The sequence below is a fragment of the Natranaeroarchaeum sulfidigenes genome (assembly GCF_017094485.1).
Classification (GTDB): domain Archaea; phylum Halobacteriota; class Halobacteria; order Halobacteriales; family Natronoarchaeaceae; genus Natranaeroarchaeum; species Natranaeroarchaeum sulfidigenes.
In genome coordinates this window covers 874,132-894,482 of record NZ_CP064786.1, presented here as the reverse complement: position 1 = coordinate 894,482, position 20,351 = coordinate 874,132, and the positions used below count along the sequence as shown (strand labels likewise).

Here is a 20,351-nt window from a genome sequence, read left to right as displayed (position 1 = left end):
GTCTGTGACCTACCGCGAGCGCCGGCCAGGTGACCACTCGCCGTCGAACTCCTCGTGGGTGAACGGAACGGCGTCCTCCCCGGCGTACGTCGCGACGAGGTGGCCGTCACCTTCGAGATGGTACTTGTAGGTCGTCAGCCCCTCCAGACCGACGGGACCGCGCGCGTGGATCTTGCCAGTGCTGATTCCGACCTCCGCGCCGAGGCCGTACCGGAAGCCATCGGCAAAGCGCGTCGAGGCGTTGTGGAAGACGCTCGCCGCGTCGAGGCTCCGCATGAACCGGCCCGCGCGGTCGGCGTCCTCGGTGACGATCGACTCGGTGTGTTTCGAGCCGTGGGCCGTGATGTGCTCGATGGCGTCGGCAAGGGAGTCGACGACCTTGATCGAGAGTTCGAGGTCACCGTACTCCGTGTCCCAGTCCTCGGCTGTCGTGGCGTCGACGTCGACGACCTCGCGGACGCGCTCGTCGCCGCGGAGTTCGACGTCGGCGTTCTCGTACTTGGCGACCATTCCCGGCAGGAACTCTGCGGCGACTGCTTCGTGGACCAGCAGCGTCTCGACGGCGTTACAGACCGCGGGGTACTGCACCTTGGCGTCGAAGGCGATCTCCTCCGCCATCTCCAGATCGGCCTCGGAATCGACGAAGACGTGGCAGATCCCCTCGGTGTGACCCAGAACAGGGATCTGTGTGTTGTCCTGAATGTAGCTCACGAACTCCGAGCTCCCGCGTGGCATCAGCAGGTCGATCTCGTCGTCCATCGCCAGCATTGTGTCGACCTCCTCGTGGGCCTCGATCTGCTGGGCCCATCCGGTAGGGATCTCCTCAGTTGCCTCGACGATCGTCTCGTAGAGGATGCGGTTCGAATGACTCGCCTCGCTCCCGCCTTTCAGGATGACGGCGTTGCCGGATTTGAGGCTCAGTGCGGCGATCTGAACCAGCGCGTCGGGGCGGGACTCAAAGACCGTTCCGATGACGCCGATCGGCACTGCGACCCGGTAGAGTTCGAGATCTTCATCGAGCTCGCGCGCCGAGAGCGTCTTTCCGAGGGGATCTTCCTGCTCTGCAACGCTGCGGACCATCTCGGCGATACTTTCGAGTTTCGACTCGGAGAGTTTCAGTCGATCGACCAGTGCCTGCGTGTACTCGCCCGCTTCGAGCATCTCCTCGCCCGCTCGGACGTCGTTCTCGTTCGCTTCGAGGATCGCCTCGCTATTTGCCTCGATAGCGTCCGCGATCGAGCGCAGCGCGTCGTTTCGCTGCTCCTCGGAGACGTTCGCCAGTTCGAGCGCGGCGGACTGTGCCTCGTGTACTTTTTCCGTGGCTTCCGTGTTACTCATCGTCGACACCGTTGATGGGCGTAAATATCGTGCCAACGCTCTTGGTTGCAGCGATCCCTTCGAGCACGTCCGGCTCGGTTGATTCGGCGATCACGGCGGGGATGCCGTGCTCGCTGACCCGCCGTGCACCCTCGACTTTCGTCATGATCCCGCCGAAGCCGTCGGTCGAGCTCTCCTCGACGAGCTGATGGACGTAGTCGTAGTTCTCGCCGACCGCCTCGATGCGCTCGGCGTCGTCGTCGTGCTTGGGGTTGCCGGTGTAGACGCCGGGAACGTCCGTGAGCGTGACCAGCAACTCGGCATCGACCGCAATGGCGATCGACGCAGAGAGCATGTCGTTGTCGCCGATCCGGATCTCTTCGGTGGCGACCGCATCGTTCTCGTTGACGATGGGGACGACGCCCCACTCCAGCAGCGTCTCGACAGTGTTCCGGAAGTTGGTGTACCGCTCGGGGTTGTCAAGATCTTTCTGTGTCAGGAGCAGCTGGGCGGTCTTCAGCCCGTACCGCTCGAAGCTCTCCGTATAGCGACGCATCAGGTGGCTCTGGCCGATCGTCGACAGTGCCTGTGACTCCTCGACGGTGTCACCGGTGTAGTCGATCCTGCCGATCCCGGCCCCGACCGCGCCCGAGGAGACCAGCAAGACGTCCTTGCCCCGCTCGCGAAGCCCCGCGATGTCGTCGACGAGCTTATCCAGTTTCGCATCGTCGAGGTTCGACTCCTCGTCGGTCAGCGAGTTCGTCCCCGCCTTGACGACGACCCGACCAGCCTCGGCTGCGAGTTCTCTCGTCCGTTCGATCGCCTCGCTATCGACCGAGTCGCCGTCGACGCTGTTATGCATTCTCGGTCGCCTCCTCGGAGAGTTCGGCGGACCGTTCTTCTGCCGCGGCGACGGCCCCGCCGAGTTCTCTGTGAACGTCGCTGTCCCAGAGCACCTCCATTCCCTCGATGGTCGTTCCGTTCGGTGAGCAGACGGCGTCGATCATCTCGTCGAGCGAGTCCTCGGACCGGAGTGCGGTTTCGGCCGCACCTTTGAACGTCTGTGCCGCGAGCGTCTCGGCCTGTTCCGGGTCGAGTCCGCCCTCGATACCGGCCTGTTTCATCCCCTGAATGAGATAGTAGACGAAGGCGGGGCCGCTGCCGTTGACCGCAGTGGCGATGTCCATCTGTGCCTCGTCGATTTCGGCGAACTCGCCGACCGTTCCGAGTATCTCGCGGACCTCGTCGGTGACGGTATCCCCGGTGACCGCGGCAGCCATATTCCGGGTCGCCGCGGCGAGGTTAGGCATCACACGAACGACGGTCGCGGGGGTTCGTCCCGCGACGAAATCCGTCGAGACGCCCGCGGCGAAGGTGACGAGCGTGTGATCCGGAGAGAGTTCGAGTTCGTCGAGAATCGCTCCCACGACGTCTGGCTTGACCGCGATGATTACGACGTCCGACTCGGCCGCCACGTCGATATCGTCGGTCGTCCAGTCACTGTACGCCTCGACCGCCGCCAGCGCGTCGGGGTCGACGTCGATGGCCGTCACGCGGTGGGCGTCGGAGTCGGCGAGCCCCTCAATGAGGGCGCTCCCCATGTTTCCACAGCCGATAATACTCACGTCAGTCATGCTACCTCCCCGTATCGTCCTGGTGGATTTACCAACTTTGATTCGAGCCGATGCGTGGACTGCGTGCGTGACGCTTCACCGGCGTCCATCCATCCTGATCGGTTACCACAGACCCTTCACGTTCGTGTACATGGAAAGCCATTTATCCGCTCTGAGTCAACACGGGGATGAATGAGTCTCTCCGATTCGGACAGGGAGGTCGTCGTCGACGAGCTGGGACGGGAGCCGACCCCGGCCGAGGCGGCGCTGTTCGAGAACCTCTGGAGCGAACACTGCGCGTATCGTTCGTCACGACCGCTACTGGGTGCGTTCGAAAGTGAAGGTGAGCAAGTCATCATCGGTCCCGGGGACGACGCTGCCGTCATTGCACTCCCCGAGCCGTCGGGCGAGGGAAACAGCGAGACCTACATCACGATGGGAATCGAGAGCCACAACCATCCCTCCTACGTCGATCCGTTCGACGGCGCGGCGACCGGCGTCGGCGGGATCGTTCGTGATACACTCTCGATGGGTGCATACCCGATCGCACTGCTGGACTCGCTGTACTTCGGCGACTTCGAGCGCGAGCACTCCAGGTACCTGTTGGAGGGCGTCGTCGAGGGGATCAGCCACTACGGTAACTGTATCGGCGTCCCGACGGTCGGTGGGAGCGTCGACTTCCACGAGCGCTACGAGGGCAATCCCCTCGTCAACGTGGCCTGTGTCGGCCTGACGAACGAGGACCGAATGATCACAGCGATCGCCCAGAAGCCGGGTAACAAACTCGTGCTCGTGGGGAATGCGACGGGCCGGGATGGACTCGGCGGAGCCTCCTTCGCCAGCGAGGACCTGAGCGAGGATGCAGAAACCGAGGACCGGCCGGCAGTGCAGGTCGGCGACCCCTACAGCGAGAAGCTGTTGATCGAGGCCAACGAACAATTGATCGAGGAGGAGCTGATCGAGTCCGCACGGGACCTCGGCGCGGCGGGCCTCGGCGGAGCGTCGAGCGAACTCGTCGCCAAGGGCGGGCTTGGCGCGGATATCGACCTCGAAGCAGTCCACCAGCGCGAGCCAAACATGAACGCCCTGGAGATCCTGCTCGCCGAATCACAGGAACGGATGTGCTACGAGGTCACGCCCGGAAACGTCGACCGCGTCGCCGAGATTGCCGACAGATTCGATCTGGGGTGTTCGGTCATCGGCGAGGTGACGGATACGGGTTGGTACGTCTGCCGATTCGACGGCGAGGTCGCGGTCGATGCACCCGCGGAGTTCCTCGGTGAGGGTGCGCCGATGAACGATCTCGATCACGTCGAGCCCGAGCAGCCAGAGACCGACCTGCCCGATGTCCCACTCGACGAAGCGTTCGAGACCATTATCGGTGCCCCATCGACCGCCAGCAAGCGCTGGGTCTACCGGCAGTACGACCACGAGGTCGGCGTCCGCACGAGCGTCCCGCCGGGCGATGACGCGGCGGTGCTGGCGATTCGTGAGACCGAGGGAGAGGACGGTGCTGGGACCGGACTGGCCCTCTCGTCGGGTGCCGCGCCGAACTGGACCGAGACCGCGCCGTACGATGGGGCACGCGCCGTTGCACTGGAGAACGCAACCAATATCGCTGCGAAAGGGGCGACGCCGCTCGCCGCTGTCGACTGTCTGAACGGTGGGAATCCCGAGAAGCCCGACGTCTACGGCGGGTTCAAGGGAATCGTCGACGGACTCGCGGACATGTGCGCCGAACTGTCGGTGCCCGTGGTCGGCGGGAACGTCTCGCTGTACAACGATTCACCCACCGGACCGATTCCGCCGACACCGACGCTCGCGATGGCTGGAACGAAGGCAGGCTACGATGCACCGGGACTCGCGGCTACTGCCGACACTGATCTCGTGCTCGTCGGGGATCGCGGACTCGACGAAGGGACGCCCCGACTTGGTGGCTCGGAGTATCTCGCTCGCTTCGGCGGGACCGATTCGTTCCCCGAGCTTCCCGAGAACCCTGCTGACGTCGTCGAAGCCCTCTCGCAGATCGCCCAGTTCGACTCGACTGTTGCGGTCCACGACGTGAGCCACGGCGGCCTCGCCGTCTCGCTCGCCGAAATGATCGACGAGGATGTCGGGCTCGACGTCTCCCTGCCCGGCGACGCACCCGCGGCCGAACTGTTCCACGAACAGCCGGGGCGTGCGCTCGTTGCGACGACCGATCTGGACGCCGTCGAGGCTGTCTTCAATGGGGTTGCTCCGGTCGAACGCGTCGGAACCGGAACTGATGACGGAACGCTGCGGATCGACACCGGCGAGGAAACGATTCGTGTAGATGCCATGACCGTTGCCGAACGCCGTGACGTGATCGAGCGCGAGCTCGATTGAGGAGGTCATCTCTTTCGATTTGCTGAGTATGTGTATCGTCTCCACCGTTATATTCAAGTCTCTCCCCGGAGATAGTTAAATCAATGATCTATACGGGGGTTGTAAATAATGGATCACGGGGATGATCCAACGGTTCTCATCGCGGAAGACGAGCCTGACCTCGCGGATCTGTATACGGCGTGGCTCGAAGAGGATTGTCGCGTACGGACCGCCTACAACGGTAGTCAGGCGCTCGACGCCATCGACGAGAGCGTCGACGTCGTCCTGCTGGATCGGCGAATGCCCGGACTGTCCGGAGACAAAGTGCTGAATACGATTCGGGACCGGAAGTTGGGCTGTCGTGTGGCAATGGTGACTGCAGTCGAGCCTGACTTCGATATTATCGAGATGGGGTTTGATGATTATCTCGTCAAACCCGTATCGAGGGAGAAACTTCGGTCACTGGTCGATCAACTGCTGTTACGCAGCGAGTACGACGGGATGTTACAGGAGTTCTACGCACTCGCCTCGAAGAAGGCGATCCTCGACAAACAAAAGCCCGAGTACGAACTCCGGGCCAGCGAGGAGTACCGTCGGCTAAAGGATCGGCTTGCCGTACTCCGGGCCGATATCGACGACACGATGGCGGAACTGTCCGACCGCGACGCCTACACCCAGGCGTCTCAGGATATCGCCCGGTGAGTTGGACAACTGACCGACTACTTCCCACCGGCCACGTCTTCGACGAGGTCGACCGCGAGCTCAGCGGCATCGACCGCCGTCTCGCCGAAAACATACGTTACTGGTTCGATGCCGAACTCGCCACGGTGATAGATCACTTCTGGGACTGTTTCCCTGTCTGCAAGACGCTCTCGAAGGCGATCGTCCCGCCCCTCGTACCCCGCATCGAACGCCAGCGGATCGATCCCCCGATCGCGAGCGGCGTCCAGTAACGCGTCGCTGGTTGCGAGGTTGAGCGCCGCCCCGATATCGTCGTCTTCCGAGTTCACGAGGAGAATCGTCCGGGCGACATGCTCGGACGCACCAAACTCGGGATTTGCCGCGCGCTCGGCCGTCCCGCGGATACGATATATCCGACCCGGAATCGCTGCCACGTCGGTTGGTCCATCGGCGTCGGGGAGTGCCATCCCGATGTTCGTGCCGACGTTCGGGATGTGCTCGACGGCCGCATCGGTACCAGTCAGCAGCCGGGCGGCCCGACGGACCGACTGCAGCACGTCCCGTTCGGCGAGCATCTGTGACTCCGGTCCGCGGACGCAGAGATCACAGCCCAGCCCTTCTAACTCAGGCATCAACTCCTCGTGGACGGCACAGATCGGCCCCCGATCCTCGAACTCTCTGATCAGCGCCAGCAGTTCCGCAAGTGCGTCGACTTCGTCCATCTCACCGGACTCGAAGCCATCGGCGATCCGTTCGGTTGTGGCCTGCATCCGCTCGTCCTCGCTGAATCGCGGTTCGACGTCGACGTTATCGTTGATCAGGTTGCTGATCGCCGCCTGCGTAACCCCGAGCCGGTCGGCGATCTCCTGCTGTGTGAATCCCCGCTCGTCGAGTTCGCCCGCGAGCATGACGCGGGCCGTCGGCATGAACCGCTCGATGACGATCTCGCTTGGGAGGACCAGCGACATACCGGCGGATACCGGTGGAGTCTACATAAGTCCCCCGACAGTTGGACCCAGCGGTTTATATCTGATCGGGAGGCCAGCACCGCCATGCACTGACGTTTGCCGTGTGGCGCAGGGGTTGTGTGACGTGTCGCCACACGGGCTGGCCAGCACGTCGCCTGCTCGCCTAGAGGTTCGACGCACCGGAGCCGCCATCGACCGGTACTGCGACGCCGTTGATATAACTCGATCGAGGAGAGCTGAGAAACGCGACTGTATCACCGAGCTCCTGCGGATCGCCGATACGCTCCATCGGGTTGCCGTCGCTCCAGTCGGCCAGCCCCTCCTCGTAGCTATCGTACTCGCCTCGGTCCATGGACTGCTCGATCAGCTCCTCGACGCGGGCGGTTTCGTGTGCACCGGGAAGGACAGCGTTGGCACGCACGTCCGGTGCAAGCTCCTTGGAGAGCGTCTTCTCCAGCCCGATGACGCTCATCCGAACGGAGTTCGAGAGCACGAGCTGGTCGATGGCCTCCTTGACGCTCCGGGAGGTGATGTTCACAATTGTCCCCTCGCCCTCACGGAGGTACGGCTCGCTCTCGCGGACGAGTCGAACGACGCCCATCACCAGCAGGTCGAAGGCCTCGTACCAGTCTTCGTCGGTCGTCTCAAGGAACGGACCGCTCGGCGGTCCACCGGCACTGGTCACGAGGTGGTCGAGACCGCCGAACTCCTCGACGGTTCGCTCGACCAGTCGCTTGATATCGTCTTTCTCGGTGAGATCGGCCTGCACGGCGACCACGTCCCCCGTCGCTGTGTCGCGGATCTCGTCGGCCGCCGCTTCGAGTCGGTCCTCGTCGCGTCCGTTGACGACGACGTTCGCACCATTCTCGGCCAGCGCCGCTGCCGACGCCTTTCCGAGGCCGCTGCTCGATGCCGTTACCAGTGCGGCGTTACCGTCGATCTCAAGGTCCATACTGGGACTGGGCACGAGCGGAGCGTTAAAAGCTTCGCGTCGATATCGTCGTCTCGATCTCAGTCGATATACGATTCGATCCGCTCCATTGCCTCTTTGAGGTCGTCGAGACCCGTTGCATAGGAGACGCGGAGGTGTCCCTTGCCGTCCTCACCGAAGACGTTCCCCGGAACTGCGGCGACCTGCTGTTCTTCGAGAAGTCCCTCGGCAAACGCCTCCGCATCGCCGCCGGGGACTTCTGGAAATACATAAAAGGCACCTTCGGCCTCGAAGCAGTCGATCCCCATCTCCTCGAATCGGGAGAGGACGAAGTTCCGGCGTCGATTGTACTGTGCGACCATCTCTTCGACCTCGTCGTCACAGCTCTCCAGTGCTTCCAGCGCGGCGTGCTGGGCGGTTGTCGGGGCGGACAACATTCCGTACTGGTGAATACGGTTCATGCCACCGATCGCTTCCGGCGGCCCCATCGCGTAGCCAAGTCGAAGGCCAGTCATTGCGTAGGCCTTCGAGAAGCCGTTGAACACGACGGTACGCTCGCGCATTCCCGGGAGTGTCGCGATCGAGGTGTGTTCACGGCCGTAGGTGAGCTCCGCGTAGATCTCGTCGCTCAGTACGGTCAGATCGTGCTCCCGGGCAAACTCGGCGATCGGCTCCAGATCAGACTTGGTCATGATCGCCCCGGTCGGGTTGTTGGGGTAACAGAAGAGGATCGCGTCGGCGTGCTGTGCACCGGCCCGCTGAAGCTCCTCAACAGTGAGTTTGAACTCGTGGGTGCTGGTCTTGATGGGAAGCGCTTCGCCACCAGCGAATGTGATCCCCGGCGCATAGGAGACGTAGGACGGATCGGGGACGGCCACGGTATCGCCCGGATCGACGAGCGCGCGGAGTGCAACGTCGACGCCCTCGCTGACGCCCGTAGTGACGATGATCTCCTCGTCGGGATCGTACGACAGATCGTAGCGGTCGTCGACGTGCTCGCTAATCGCCTCGCGGAGCTCTCGTTTTCCTCGATTCGCCGTGTAGGATGTCTTCCCACGTTCGAGCGATGCGATGGCAGCCTCGCGGGCTGCCCACGGTGCAGAGAAATCCGGCTCCCCGACGCCCAGCGAGATGACATCGTCCATCTCCTCGGCGAGTTCGAAGAATCGCCGAATGCCCGACGGTGAGACCTGTTGGACGCGTTCGCTGATCTTCATGGAGAGATCGACAGTCGATCGTCGTCGTCGTCTTCGCTCATACGGATCCCGCGGTCCTTGTAGGTATCCATCACGTAGTGGGTTACAGTCTGGGTGATCTCCGGAACCGGGGCGACTTTGTCGCTGATGAACTTCGAGACCTGCTGCATCGACTCGCCCTCGACGACCATCTCGAAATCGTAGTCGCCGCTGACCAGCCGCAGCGTCTTCACTTCGGGAAAGCGCGCCAGTCGCTCGGAAATGTCACTGTAGCTGGTCTCTCTGTCGAGTTTGACGTTCAGCTCCACGGACGCGCGAACTCGCTCCTCGTCGACTTCGTTCCAGTCGACTACTGCCTGATAGCCTTTGATGATGCCTTCGGCTTCGAGCGATTCGATCGTCGTGACGACCGTATCCTCGTCGAGGCCGGTCATCCTCGCCAGGTCCTCGGTGGAGTACCGTGCATTCTCCAGAAGGAGCTCCAGCAGTTCGCGCTTACTCATACCGTAACGACGCCGTGGCTGGCACAAAAGGGTTTCTCCGCGAGCCGTAGCTGTCACCTGATGAGAGCTACAGCCCGCTGGTTTGACACTGTTCACAGACCGCTACTCTGGCGCGTATTACCGATTCGTCGGACGACCCGATCTTGACAGGCGTTACGGGCACGTAGTTTCGACAGTACGCACATCGTTCGATGGCATCACTCTTCGACCCCATACCGATTATTCGTTGGTTATCACCGGGTTAGTTAAAATTCGTGTATAGTTTCTAACACAATATTACTCCGAACAACGCCGGACAGTAACCGACAGAAGACGTGTTCGATGCCAGAGAACTCACTGTCGAGTGGAAGCGAAACGCCCTAACAGCACTCATGCCATTACTGTAATATGCAAAACGAATCCGAGGTCGCCGTCCTTAGACTCGGCCATCGCCCCGGCCGGGATAACCGGATGACGACACACGTCGGCCTGACTGCCCGTGCGCTGGGTGCCGACCGCGTGATCCTCGACGGTGCGTCCGGACCAGCCGAGACCATCGAGGACATTACCGAGCGTTTCGGTGGTCCCTTCGAAGTCCAGGTGACTGAGAGCCCAAAGGGCGTACTCCGGAACTGGGATGGTGTCGTCGTCCATCTGACGATGTACGGCGAGCGCGTTCAGGATGTTGAAGGGACGATCAGGGAGTGCCACGCGTCGGGCGAGCCGGTGCTCATCGTCGTCGGCGCGGAGAAGGTTTCGTTCGATGTCTACGAAGCGGCCGACTGGAACGTCGGTGTGACGAACCAGCCACACTCGGAGGTTGCAGGGCTGGCCGTCTTCCTCGACCGGCTATTCGAGGGACGCGAACTCGACCGTGAATGGGACGACGCCGACCAGCACGTCGTACCGATGCCGACCGGCAAGAAGGTCGTCCCGGCCGAGGAAGAGTAGCACTTTTGCAGGCGGGCGAGACAGAGTCGATATGTCACTCGCACTCGCCATCGTCGGACTCGTACTGATGGTGATGGGGATCTCCGGATTTTACTCGCCAGAAGGGATGGTAAAAGCGCAGGAACGGTATCCGATCGGGCCGACCGACGCCATCGACTCCGAGATGCGATACCACGTTACCAGATTCGCAGCACTGGTGGTCACGGGGATCGGTATGCTGCTAGTCGCTATTGCATATTTTCGGTAGGAACCCGCCACCGCCGCGGGCACCCGAATCATTAATCATTTTCACTGATAATAGCTAGCTATGTACGACGAGGAGGATCTGGCGTCGATCCGCGAGTCCCGCGAGCAGTGGGAGCAAGAACGGCTTGATCCGGTACTGGACCGGTACGGTGAGCGCCAGAAGCGCTTTGCGACGGTCTCGAACCACGAGGTCGACCGGCTGTACACGCCAGAGGATGTCGCGGACCGCGATTACGAGGCCGATCTCGGCTTCCCCGGCGAGGAGCCGTTTACACGGGGCGTCTACCCGACGATGTACCGGGGGCGGACGTGGACGATGCGCCAGTTCGCTGGCTTTGGCACCGCCGAGGAGACCAACGAGCGCTTTCACTACCTGATCGATGAGGGCCAGACCGGCCTCTCGACGGCCTTCGACATGCCGACGCTGATGGGGAAGGATTCGGACGATGACCTCACCGACGGCGAAGTCGGCAAGGAGGGCGTCGCCGTCGATACCCTGCGGGACATGGAAATCCTGTTCGACGGTATCGACCTCGGAGACGTCTCGACGAGTTTCACGATCAACCCCTCCGCTCCGGTGATCTACGCGATGTACGTCGCGCTCGCGGACCAGCGTGGCGTGCCTCGCGAGAAGCTCCGGGGAACGCTCCAGAACGATATGCTCAAGGAGTTTATCGCACAGAAAGAATGGGTGATCCCGCCGGAGCCGTCGCTGGATCTCGTGACTGACGTCCTCGAGTTCGCCGTCGACGAGACGCCGAAGTTCAAGCCGATCTCGATCTCGGGCTACCACATCCGCGAGGCAGGCTCGACCGCGGTTCAGGAACTCGCGTTTACGCTCGCCAACGGCTTCGCCTACGTTGAGGACGGCCTCGACAGGGGGCTGGACGTCGACGAGTTCGGCCCGCAGCTATCCTTCTTCTTCAACTGTCACAACGCCTTCTTCGAAGAGGTCGCAAAGTTCCGGGCGTCCCGCCGGATCTACGCACGACTACTGGACGACTGGTATGACGCCGAGACCGCTGCGGCGAAACAGCTGAAGTTCCACACCCAGACTGCGGGGCAGTCACTGACCGCCCAGCAACCGCTGAACAACGTGGTGCGGGTGACGATTCAGGCGCTGGCTGGGGTGATGGGCGGGACCCAGAGTCTGCACACCAACAGCTACGACGAGGCGCTTGCACTGCCCAGCGAGGACGCCGTGCGAGTTGCCCTGCGAACCCAGCAGATCATCGCGGAGGAGTCCGGCGTGGCAGACATCGTCGACCCGCTCGGCGGAAGCTTTGCGGTCGAGGCGCTGACCGACGAGGTCGAGGCGGAGACGATGGCGTATCTCGAAGAGATACGGGAGATGGGCGACGGATCGATGCGCGCAGGTGTTCTAAACGGGATCGACCAGGGGTATTTCCACCGCGAGATTCAGGATGCCGCCTACGAGTATCAGGAACGTGTCGAGCGCGAGGCCGAGACAGTCGTCGGCGTCAACGCCTACGAGGTCGACGAGGAGCCCGAACCGGAGATCCTCTCGGTCGACGAGGGAGTTCAAACGCGCCAGCGTAACAGACTTGCGGACGTCAGAGATGAGCGCGACGATGGCGCAGTGGCGAGCGCGCTCGACGATCTACGATCCGCCATCGAGTCCGGCGAGAACACGATGCCAGCCATCCTCGATGCGGTGAAAGTCTATGCCACGATGGGCGAGATCATGACCGTCTTCGAGGATGAATACGGCTCCTACACCGAGCAGGTCGCCCCAACCTGATCGGGACTCTTTCACCGCTCTCGGGGGAATGTTTATTCCGGCGTGGACTGCATGTCATCATGAAACATGACGGATGAGCCAGACGTCGAACTGGAGGCCCGACTCGAAGAAAAGGAGCGGTTCGACCCGCCCGAAGCGTTCGTCGAGCAGGCGAACGTCTCCGATCCCGATATCTACGAGGAGTTCGAAGAGGAGTGGCCAGACTGCTGGGAACGGGCCGCAGATCTGCTTGACTGGGACGAAGAGTACGATGACGTGCTCGTTGACGACGAGGCACCGTTCTACGAGTGGTTCGTCGGCGGCGAACTCAATGCGGCCTACAACTGCGTCGACCGGCACGTCGAGTCGGGTCGGAAGAATCATGCCGCGATCAAGTGGGAGGGCGAAGGCGGCGAGACGCGCACCTACACCTATCAGGATCTCTACCGCGAGGTAAACGAGTTCGCCGCCGCTCTCCGCGACATGGGCGTCGAGGAAGACGACGTCGTTACGCTGTACATGCCGATGATCCCCGAGCTACCGATCGCGATGCTTGCCTGCGCGCGTATCGGCGCGCCACACTCCGTCGTCTTCGCAGGCTTTTCCGCGGACGCACTCGCAACGCGGATGAACTCGGCAGAGTCAGAGTATCTGGTCACGTGTGACGGTTACTACCGCCGGGGGGATGTACTGAACCACAAAGAGAAAGCCGACAAGGGACTCCGAAGCGTCGAGGCCGACGTCGAGACCGTGGTCGTGGACCGCCTCGGGGACGAGCTGACACATTTCCTCGGCAAGCGCCATCACGACTACGACGAACTGGTCGCCGAACAGTCGGGCGAACGGGTCGACCCTGTCTCCCGCGACGCCGAGGACATGCTCTTTCTCATGTACACCTCGGGGACGACCGGGAAGCCGAAGGGCGTCAAGCACACCACTGGCGGCTACCTCTCCTATGCGGCGTGGACATCCCACTCGGTCCTCGATATCAAGCCCGAGGACAGCTACTGGTGTGCGGCCGACATCGGCTGGATCACCGGCCATTCCTACATCGTCTACGGGCCGCTCGCGCTCGGAACGACGACCGTGATGTACGAGGGGACGCCCGACTACCCCGAGAAAGACCGGCTCTGGGAGCTCGTCGAGAAGTACGCCGTCGACATCTTCTACACAGCCCCAACGGCGATCCGTTCGTTCATGAAGTGGGGGAAAGAGTACCCCGACAGCAAAGACCTCTCCAGTCTACGATTGCTCGGGACTGTCGGCGAGCCGATCAACCCGCGTGCGTGGAAGTGGTACTACAAACACATCGGCGACGAGTCCTGCCCGGTGGTCGACACCTGGTGGCAAACCGAAACGGGAGGGATGATGATCACGACACTGCCGGGGATCGGAACGATGAAGCCCGGCTCTGCCGGTCCGGCGCTTCCCGGCATCGACGCCGAGATCGTCGATACGGCCGGCGAGGCAGTCAGTCCGGGTGACGCGGGCTACCTGACGATCAACAACCCCTGGCCGGGCATGCTCCGGACGCTTTACGATAACGACGACCGGTTCATCAACGAGTACTGGCGTGAGTACTCCGATTCCGAGGCCGACGAATGGGTCTACTTCCCGGAGGACGGCGCGACGATCGACGAGGACGAGTATATCACCGTACTCGGGCGCGTCGACGACGTGATCAACGTCTCCGGGCATCGCCTCGGCACTATGGAGATCGAAAGCGCCATCGTCGGCGTCCCCGGCGTCGCAGAGGCGGCAGTCGTCGGCGGCTCCCACGAGGTCAAAGGCGAAGCCGTCTACGCCTACGTCATCACCGAGGATGGCACCGAGGGCGGGGAGGAACTGTACGACAGTATCATCGAGAACGTCGAGCGGGCTATCGGTCCGTTCGCCCGCCCCGAGGAGATCATCTTTACGCCCGAACTCCCCAAGACCCGCTCTGGCAAGATCATGCGCCGGCTGCTCGAAGACATCGCCAACGGCGAGCAACTGGGGAATACGTCAACGCTCAGAAACCCCGAAATCGTCGAGGAAATTCAGGCACAGGTCAGCGCGGAGTAGCTCGGCTAGTCGTCGTTTCCGAGACCGTAATACCGGATTGCCAGCAGCGGAATGCCGAGTAGTGTACCGACCGTGACCGCCCCGTAGAGCCCCAATCCGAGCGCGGTCGGCGGCATCTCGATGAAGCCATACAGCGCAACCGTATCCAGATCCTCAGCGAGGATGACCGAAAGCACGACACCCATGAATGCGGCAATCCCGACGAGAATAACATACAGTATCAATACTGCTTGCCGGCCGGTGAGATCCGCGGAGGCGTCAGCGCCTTCGAACGTCGTTTCGTTGTCCGTCACGTTCGCTGATTGTAGTGGCGAACGATTAGGCTTTTGCACTTCCCCCGCTTATTGAGGGGTATGACACAAAAAGAACTGCTCGGGCTGATCCTGGCTACTATCGCCCTGATGATGTTTTCGACCGGTTTCGTCATTGCGATGGGTTAGGGCACCCATCTCGTTTTACAATCGGCTCCACGGATATTGTAGCGACGCCGTCAAAAACAGAGACAGGCTGGTTACTGGTCGTCGCCGGATCCGGCGTCACCGACATCCGCGCTCGCCATCTCGTCGCTGCTGACCTCGCCGCCGTCAGCGCGAGGCTCTGGCGGAGATCCGTCGTCGTTGACGGGCTCACCACCGTCGGTCATCGGGAGGATCTTGTTCTGCTCGAACCACTCCCACTCTTTGGTCTTCATACCGTGCTCGTCCAGATTCCACGGATCGCCGTCGCGGACCTTCGGGCCTTCGAGCCACGAGATGATGAAGTTGTAGACGAAGATGATCTGGCCGATCATGAGGATGATCGCACCGATCGTGGTTAGCTGATGGAGGTCGGTGAACAGCGCTTCGGGGCCGATCGTCAGGGTGTAGTTGGCGTATCGACGCGGCATGCCACCGTAGCCGAGGAAGATCATCGCAAAGAACGTGAGGTTCGTCCCGATCATCGAGAGCCAGAAGTGCCACTTACCGAGGCGTTGCTGGTACATCCGCCCGGTGTACAGCGGGAACCAGTAGTACAGCCCGGCGAAGACGGCAAAGCCGATCGCGCCCATCACGATGTAATGGAAGTGGCCGATGACGTAGTAGGTCTCGTGGAGCACCTGATTGACCGGCACCGCACCGAGGAAGACCCCGGTGACACCGCCGATAATGAAGTTCGAGACGAATCCGAGACAGAACAGCATCGGCGTGTTCAGCCGGATCGAGCCGTTCCATAGCGTCGTAATCCAGTTGAACACCTTCACAGCGCTCGGTATCGCGATCGAGAGGGTCACCGCCATGAACGCCGATTCGAGACGTGGGTCCATCCCGGAGGCGAACATGTGGTGGGCCCAGACACCGAACGAGAGGACCCCGATTGCGAGCGTCGAGTAGACGACGAACTTGAAGCCAAACAGTTTCCGGCCCGCAAAGCGGGGGAGGACGTAGCTAATGATCCCCATCGGTGGCAAAACGAGGATGTACACTTCGGGATGGCCGAAGAACCAGAACAGGTGTTGCCAGAGGATTGGCCCTCCACCTGCCGGATCGAAAAACAGCGTATCGAGGTTCCGGTCGGCCAGCAACATCAGCAGTGCGCTACCGAGCAGCGGGAACGCAAAGAGGATCAGCCCGGACTGGGTGAGCATCGTCCACGAGAAGATATCGAGGTTGTGCCAGCCGACGTCCTCACCGCGCTCGGTGAAGATCGTCGCGATGAAGTTGATCGCACCCATCGTTGCGGAGATTCCCGAGAGATGTAATCCGAGCATCATCAGGTCGGCGCCGGGGTTGAGCGCGCCCGCGTCACCGGCCGGTGTTCCGGCGACGGTCGAGTCGGCAGCAAGCGGAGGGTACATCGTCCACGATGTCTGCGCGCCCGCAATCCCGTCGACGAACGGGCCGAATATCAGGCCAGCCCAGACGAGAAACGCCGCCGGTGGGAGCAACCAGAACGCGATCGCGTTGATCCGCGGGAACGCCATGTCATCCGCACCGATCATCAACGGCAGGAGATAGTTCGCGAAGGCGGCGATGATCGGCGTCCCGAAAAGGAACAGCATCGTAATCCCGTGGGAAGTCAGCAGGGCGTTGTACGTGTCCGCGCTGATGATCGTCGTTCCGGGATAGGAGAGTTCCAGTCGCATCACCATCACAGACAACCCACCCCAGGCGAATGCGACGACAGCATACGCACCGTAGAGAAGTCCGATATCCTTGTGATCGACAGTCGTCAACCACCTGATCACGCCACTTGGCTTTTCTGAATGAACCGTCGCGGAGTCGTCACCGTAGCCGCCGCCTCCGGCTGGCGAGTACGTGCGCCAGCTATCAAGACGGGTCAGCCAGGCGACGACGGCCACGAGGAAAATCCCCATGAACGCCGTCAGCACCACTTGTCCGTTTACCATATGAATACCCTCTGCATTGCGGGGTAAAGAAAGGTTCGTTATTTCAGTTCAGTCTCGGGGACGGAAGGTGAAAGATAACGGAGAGAAAGTCAGTGTTCGCCGCCGCCGAAGCGTCGTTCGTCTCCTTCGATCGCTTTCCCCGAGAGATAGGTGAGAACGGCGAGTAACACGAACGTGATCGTAATGAGACCGAACTGGAGCGTGCTAAAGAGGGGATCCCAGCCCCACGGGTTAAACACTACGTACAGCGCGATAAACAGTGCCAGAATCCCGAGTGGGATGAAATTGACCGTAAGATCGAGGAGCGTGTCCCGATCGAAAATCTCTCGTGACATTGGCCTGTGGTAGTATTCGCTCTTTGAAATAGATTCTGCTTCGACGTGTTTTCTCTGTCAGATCGTCGGCTGTTCGGGCAACCGGGCCCGCAAGAGTGGCGTAAGTACGATACCGAGCAGTCCCGCCATCGCGATCGAGAGCCCGCGAACTGCGATCCCACTGTTGTCTGCCGAGATTGTAAGACTCTGGGTGATCGTCCCGCCCGCGAACGTAAACAGCCCGACTCCGATCGCCACCAGTACCGCCGAGAGACCGACAAACACCGTCCATGGACTGGCAACGTACTCCGTCTCGCGAAGGATACCCCCGACGCTCCCGAGCAGCAGCAGAAGGCCGCCGATAGCAACCGGGACCAGACCGAGGACAATCCCCACTTCGGAGAATACGACGCCGAGCGCGATCAACATGGGCCACGGGCTCGACTTCCGGTGTTGCTCGGGGAGTAGGGTCTCCTCACTCATAGTAGGTAGTTGGGCCGGAGGGTATAGAAACCACCGAAATATCACGGGTACTCGAGAAGATGACGGCCACCCAAGGGAATATATGCGGCTCGTGATCTAAATAACGTATGACTGGTCCACGAGTGGCGGGAGTGGGTGTCACTGCATTCGGTCGGGCACCCGAACGGACGGGACGAGACCTTTTCGGCGACGCTGCAAACGGAGCGATCCGCGACGCTGGGATCGATCACGACGACGTCGAGGGAGTCTACTACGGAAACTTCATGGGTGAACTCGCCGAGCAGCAGGGCCATCAGGGGCCGATAATGGCGGAAGCCGCTGGCGTGCAGGCACCGGCAACACGGTACGAAACTGCCTGTGCATCAAGCGGAGCCGCGGTCCGGCAAGCCGTCCGGGACGTTCGGAACGGCGAAGCAGACGTGTTGCTGGTTGGCGGAGCGGAACGGATGACGAACCTCGGAACTGCGGGAGCGACCGAAGCGCTGGCCATCGCGGCCGACGACCTCTGGGAGGTTCGACACGGGATGACCTTCCCCGGCGCATACGCGCTGATGGCGCAGGCTTACTTCGAGACGTTCGGCGGCTCGCGCGAAGATCTGGCCCACATTGCGGTCAAGAACCACGCCAACGCGATCGAAAACGAGCACGCGCAGTACCAGCGTGAGATCACGATCGACGACGTGCTGGACGCACCGATGGTATCCTCGCCGCTCGGTCTCTACGATTCCTGTCCGATCAGCGACGGAGCGAGCGCGGCGGTACTCGTCAGCGAGGCGTACGCCGAGGAACACGACCTCGATGCCGAGATTGCGATCACCGGTACCGGACAGGGTGGTGATCGGATAGCGCTACACGATCGGGAGCACCTTGCAACGTCGCCCGCCGCTGACGACGCCGCCGCAGAAGCCTACGCTGACGCCGGGATCGACCCGGACCGGATCGACCTCGCCGAGGTACACGACTGCTTTACTATCGCAGAGGTACTCGCCATCGAGTCGCTCGGCCTCTACGAACCGGGCGAGGGGATCGGTGCAGCGCGGCGTGGTGAGACCACGGCCGACGGTACAATCCCGGTAAACCTCTCGGGCGGACTGAAGGCGAAAGGACATCCCGTCGGTGCAACCGGCGTCGGCCAGATCGCTGACGTGGTCAAACTCCTGCGTGGCGATCACGTCAACAGCGACGCGGTCCCGCATGCAACTGTCGGCGTCACGCACAACGCGGGTGGTACCGTCGCCAGTGCGATCGTTCACGTCTTGGAGGTAGCCCAATGAGCGACGGTAACGGGAGCGCCCGCGACCGTGAATACGACGACGTCATCGATGCGATTGCGGAGGGGGAAGGCTACTACCTCGAATGCACCGAGGGGCACGGCTCGCTTCCACCGCGCCGGCTCTGTCCGGAGTGTGGCGATGACGATCTTCGGAAGAGTCCATTACCCGATACCGGATCAGTCGACACGTACACGGAGACCGAGGTGCCAGCCCCGGCCTTTGCGGATGATGCACCGTACATCCTCGCGATCGCCGATTTTGGGCCGGTCAGACTGACCGGGCAGGTACCGGGCGTCGATCCCGAGTCGATATCCGTCGGCGATCGCGTTACCGTCACGACCGCGAAAAGCAAGACGACCGGCGAGCGTCTACTCGCCTTCAGGAAGCGATAGCTCCTCGCGGAGCAGTTGAGCGAACGTTTCGGGGTGTTCGGCGTGCGGGAGCAATCGGGCGTAATCGACGACGACCAGCCGAGCGTCCGACTGTTCAGCGAGCGCCCGTCCCTCCGAGAGCGGCGTCGTCTCGGTTTCGCGACCCCAGACAAGCGTGGTCGGGACGTCAAGCTCGCCGAGTTGCTCGGCGAGGTCGAGTTCGGGATCGAGATACCCGCTGATGAACGAGGCGGGGGCGTACCGTGCGCCGGGCTGGTGGGCGCTTTGCCACTGGTACTCGACCTGTTCCTCGGTGACCTCGTTCGGATCGTAGTAGCCGTGATCGGCACTGAAATACCGGATCGCCGGTTTGCTCGTCACGAGGTTGTTGATCGCCGTCCCGACGAGTGGTGCACGCAACAGCGACCGAAGCCAGGTGCGCTGGCCCGGCATCGTCTCGGTCGTTGGCGAGATCAGGATCAGTCGTGCGACCTCGGTATCCTCTTTCCCTGCCGCCGCTGCGAGATACGCTCCCGTTAGCGACGAGCCGACGACTGTCGGATTCTCGGTGTTATCGTTGATGAAGTCTGCAACAAAGCCCTCGTACAACGTCGGCGAGTAGATCAGCGGGGGCCGGTCCGACCTGCCAAATCCGGGCAGATCGGGGACGAGTACGTGATGATCCTTCGCAAACTCGTCGACCACCTCGGCGAACTCGTGGCTCGATCCCGCCGCACTGACGCCGTGGAGCAAGAGGAGGTCGGGGTCGTCCGGATCCCCTCGTTCCGTATAGGCGACATCCATCCCCCGCCAGCGGTACGTCTGCTGCTCGCCCTCGATCGCTGGCGGTAGCTCGTCGGCTCGTCGAGTGAGTACAGCGTTTACCACTGCCGCAGTTCCGAGCGCGCCGACCGCTCCAGCGAGTACTGTTCGGAGCTTCATAGGCTCCTGTTCGACCGCTGGGAACTTATAAAGATCGACGAGATG

At 61.9% G+C, this 20,351-nt stretch carries 20 protein-coding genes; 8 read left to right on the top strand and 12 right to left on the bottom strand.

The window, feature by feature from the left end; translation table 11 throughout:
• Positions 1-9: 9 nt before the first annotated feature.
• The 3 genes from AArcS_RS04640 to proC are packed head-to-tail and all read right to left on the bottom strand — an operon-like array spanning position 10 to position 2,951.
• Complete coding sequence (locus AArcS_RS04640) at positions 10-1,338, bottom strand: glutamate-5-semialdehyde dehydrogenase (RefSeq protein ID WP_238479286.1); 1,329 nt, start codon at positions 1,336-1,338, stop codon at positions 10-12.
• Entirely contained in the window at positions 1,331-2,179 is an 849-nt protein-coding gene (gene proB, locus AArcS_RS04635; protein ID WP_238479285.1) for a glutamate 5-kinase, read from the bottom strand. The genes AArcS_RS04640 and proB overlap by 8 nt, the downstream gene beginning before the upstream one ends.
• On the bottom strand, positions 2,172-2,951 hold the full coding sequence (gene proC / locus AArcS_RS04630; protein WP_238479284.1) for a pyrroline-5-carboxylate reductase: 780 nt from the start codon (positions 2,949-2,951) through the stop codon (positions 2,172-2,174). The genes proB and proC overlap by 8 nt, the downstream gene beginning before the upstream one ends.
• Before the next feature lie 171 nt (positions 2,952-3,122).
• On the opposite strand from proC, the gene purL reads away from it, so the two are divergent.
• Both purL and AArcS_RS04620 read left to right on the top strand, forming a co-directional pair.
• Complete coding sequence (gene purL, locus AArcS_RS04625; protein WP_238479283.1) at positions 3,123-5,297, top strand: phosphoribosylformylglycinamidine synthase subunit PurL; 2,175 nt, start codon at positions 3,123-3,125, stop codon at positions 5,295-5,297.
• 108 nt (positions 5,298-5,405) lie between these two features.
• Positions 5,406-5,978, top strand: a complete 573-nt coding sequence (locus AArcS_RS04620; RefSeq protein WP_238479282.1) for a HalX domain-containing protein — start codon at positions 5,406-5,408, stop codon at positions 5,976-5,978.
• Between the two features lie 17 nt (positions 5,979-5,995).
• Here AArcS_RS04620 and AArcS_RS04615 read toward each other — a convergent pair whose 3' ends face one another.
• The 4 genes from AArcS_RS04615 to AArcS_RS04600 form a co-directional block, all read right to left on the bottom strand.
• Entirely contained in the window at positions 5,996-6,925 is a 930-nt protein-coding gene (locus AArcS_RS04615) for a thiamine-phosphate synthase family protein (RefSeq protein WP_238479280.1), read from the bottom strand.
• Positions 6,926-7,088: 163 nt separating this feature from the next.
• On the bottom strand, positions 7,089-7,877 hold the full coding sequence (locus AArcS_RS04610; RefSeq protein WP_238479279.1) for an SDR family oxidoreductase: 789 nt from the start codon (positions 7,875-7,877) through the stop codon (positions 7,089-7,091).
• Positions 7,878-7,936: 59 nt separating this feature from the next.
• A complete protein-coding gene (locus tag AArcS_RS04605; protein ID WP_238479278.1) occupies positions 7,937-9,073 on the bottom strand; it encodes a pyridoxal phosphate-dependent aminotransferase in 1,137 nt (378 codons plus the stop codon).
• Positions 9,070-9,555 carry an Lrp/AsnC family transcriptional regulator gene (locus tag AArcS_RS04600; RefSeq protein WP_238479277.1) on the bottom strand — a complete coding sequence of 162 codons (486 nt, stop codon included), beginning with the start codon at positions 9,553-9,555 and terminating at the stop codon, positions 9,070-9,072. The genes AArcS_RS04605 and AArcS_RS04600 overlap by 4 nt, the downstream gene beginning before the upstream one ends.
• Before the next feature lie 387 nt (positions 9,556-9,942).
• On the opposite strand from AArcS_RS04600, the gene AArcS_RS04595 reads away from it, so the two are divergent.
• The 4 genes from AArcS_RS04595 to acs all read left to right on the top strand — a co-directional run bounded on the left by AArcS_RS04595 (position 9,943) and on the right by acs (position 14,536).
• On the top strand, positions 9,943-10,485 hold the full coding sequence (locus AArcS_RS04595) for a tRNA (cytidine(56)-2'-O)-methyltransferase (RefSeq protein ID WP_238479276.1): 543 nt from the start codon (positions 9,943-9,945) through the stop codon (positions 10,483-10,485).
• A gap of 31 nt (positions 10,486-10,516) precedes the next feature.
• On the top strand, positions 10,517-10,732 hold the full coding sequence (locus tag AArcS_RS04590) for a hypothetical protein (protein WP_238479275.1): 216 nt from the start codon (positions 10,517-10,519) through the stop codon (positions 10,730-10,732).
• A 60-nt stretch (positions 10,733-10,792) separates the two neighbouring features.
• Positions 10,793-12,493: a methylmalonyl-CoA mutase family protein gene (locus AArcS_RS04585; RefSeq protein WP_238479274.1), complete on the top strand. Its 1,701-nt coding sequence runs from the start codon at positions 10,793-10,795 to the stop codon at positions 12,491-12,493.
• Between the two features lie 66 nt (positions 12,494-12,559).
• Positions 12,560-14,536, top strand: a complete 1,977-nt coding sequence (acs, locus tag AArcS_RS04580) for an acetate--CoA ligase (RefSeq protein WP_238479273.1) — start codon at positions 12,560-12,562, stop codon at positions 14,534-14,536.
• A gap of 5 nt (positions 14,537-14,541) precedes the next feature.
• On the opposite strand, the gene AArcS_RS04575 is transcribed toward acs, so the two are convergent.
• From AArcS_RS04575 to AArcS_RS04560, 4 genes are all read right to left on the bottom strand, one after another.
• Positions 14,542-14,829: a DUF7520 family protein gene (locus tag AArcS_RS04575; protein WP_238479271.1), complete on the bottom strand. Its 288-nt coding sequence runs from the start codon at positions 14,827-14,829 to the stop codon at positions 14,542-14,544.
• 218 nt (positions 14,830-15,047) lie between these two features.
• Entirely contained in the window at positions 15,048-16,889 is a 1,842-nt protein-coding gene (locus tag AArcS_RS04570) for a cytochrome c oxidase subunit I (RefSeq protein WP_375139646.1), read from the bottom strand.
• Between the two features lie 122 nt (positions 16,890-17,011).
• The gene (locus AArcS_RS04565) at positions 17,012-17,257 is read right to left on the bottom strand and encodes a DUF6684 family protein (protein ID WP_238479266.1); all 246 of its coding nucleotides are present in this window, start codon (positions 17,255-17,257) and stop codon (positions 17,012-17,014) included.
• A 57-nt stretch (positions 17,258-17,314) separates the two neighbouring features.
• Positions 17,315-17,719 carry a DUF7541 family protein gene (locus tag AArcS_RS04560; protein WP_238479265.1) on the bottom strand — a complete coding sequence of 135 codons (405 nt, stop codon included), beginning with the start codon at positions 17,717-17,719 and terminating at the stop codon, positions 17,315-17,317.
• A 107-nt stretch (positions 17,720-17,826) separates the two neighbouring features.
• Between AArcS_RS04560 and AArcS_RS04555 the strand changes: the two genes are divergently transcribed.
• Entirely contained in the window at positions 17,827-18,993 is a 1,167-nt protein-coding gene (locus AArcS_RS04555; protein ID WP_238479262.1) for a thiolase domain-containing protein, read from the top strand.
• A complete protein-coding gene (locus AArcS_RS04550) occupies positions 18,990-19,385 on the top strand; it encodes a Zn-ribbon domain-containing OB-fold protein (RefSeq protein ID WP_238479261.1) in 396 nt (131 codons plus the stop codon). Before AArcS_RS04555 ends, AArcS_RS04550 begins: the two co-directional genes overlap by 4 nt.
• Here AArcS_RS04550 and AArcS_RS04545 read toward each other — a convergent pair.
• The gene (locus AArcS_RS04545) at positions 19,362-20,306 is read right to left on the bottom strand and encodes an alpha/beta fold hydrolase (RefSeq protein ID WP_238479259.1); all 945 of its coding nucleotides are present in this window, start codon (positions 20,304-20,306) and stop codon (positions 19,362-19,364) included. The genes AArcS_RS04550 and AArcS_RS04545 overlap by 24 nt on opposite strands.
• Positions 20,307-20,351: the final 45 nt, after the last annotated feature.

Bases quoted from the DNA above. Each gene is read 5' to 3' on its own strand.
- AArcS_RS04585 (WP_238479274.1), top strand. From the start codon at position 10,793: ATGTACGACGAGGAGGATCTGGCGTCGATCCGCGAGTCCCGCGAGCAG.
- AArcS_RS04615 (WP_238479280.1), bottom strand. From the start codon at position 6,925: ATGTCGCTGGTCCTCCCAAGCGAGATCGTCATCGAGCGGTTCATGCCG.
- AArcS_RS04550 (WP_238479261.1), top strand. From the start codon at position 18,990: ATGAGCGACGGTAACGGGAGCGCCCGCGACCGTGAATACGACGACGTC.
- AArcS_RS04555 (WP_238479262.1), top strand. From the start codon at position 17,827: ATGACTGGTCCACGAGTGGCGGGAGTGGGTGTCACTGCATTCGGTCGG.
- AArcS_RS04595 (WP_238479276.1), top strand. From the start codon at position 9,943: ATGCAAAACGAATCCGAGGTCGCCGTCCTTAGACTCGGCCATCGCCCC.
- AArcS_RS04560 (WP_238479265.1), bottom strand. From the start codon at position 17,719: ATGAGTGAGGAGACCCTACTCCCCGAGCAACACCGGAAGTCGAGCCCG.
- AArcS_RS04590 (WP_238479275.1), top strand. From the start codon at position 10,517: ATGTCACTCGCACTCGCCATCGTCGGACTCGTACTGATGGTGATGGGG.
- AArcS_RS04610 (WP_238479279.1), bottom strand. From the start codon at position 7,877: ATGGACCTTGAGATCGACGGTAACGCCGCACTGGTAACGGCATCGAGC.
- AArcS_RS04565 (WP_238479266.1), bottom strand. From the start codon at position 17,257: ATGTCACGAGAGATTTTCGATCGGGACACGCTCCTCGATCTTACGGTC.
- AArcS_RS04600 (WP_238479277.1), bottom strand. From the start codon at position 9,555: ATGAGTAAGCGCGAACTGCTGGAGCTCCTTCTGGAGAATGCACGGTAC.
- proB (WP_238479285.1), bottom strand. From the start codon at position 2,179: ATGCATAACAGCGTCGACGGCGACTCGGTCGATAGCGAGGCGATCGAA.
- acs (WP_238479273.1), top strand. From the start codon at position 12,560: ATGACGGATGAGCCAGACGTCGAACTGGAGGCCCGACTCGAAGAAAAG.
- AArcS_RS04620 (WP_238479282.1), top strand. From the start codon at position 5,406: ATGGATCACGGGGATGATCCAACGGTTCTCATCGCGGAAGACGAGCCT.
- AArcS_RS04570 (WP_375139646.1), bottom strand. From the start codon at position 16,889: ATGGGGATTTTCCTCGTGGCCGTCGTCGCCTGGCTGACCCGTCTTGAT.
- purL (WP_238479283.1), top strand. From the start codon at position 3,123: ATGAGTCTCTCCGATTCGGACAGGGAGGTCGTCGTCGACGAGCTGGGA.
- AArcS_RS04605 (WP_238479278.1), bottom strand. From the start codon at position 9,073: ATGAAGATCAGCGAACGCGTCCAACAGGTCTCACCGTCGGGCATTCGG.
- AArcS_RS04545 (WP_238479259.1), bottom strand. From the start codon at position 20,306: ATGAAGCTCCGAACAGTACTCGCTGGAGCGGTCGGCGCGCTCGGAACT.
- proC (WP_238479284.1), bottom strand. From the start codon at position 2,951: ATGACTGACGTGAGTATTATCGGCTGTGGAAACATGGGGAGCGCCCTC.
- AArcS_RS04640 (WP_238479286.1), bottom strand. From the start codon at position 1,338: ATGAGTAACACGGAAGCCACGGAAAAAGTACACGAGGCACAGTCCGCC.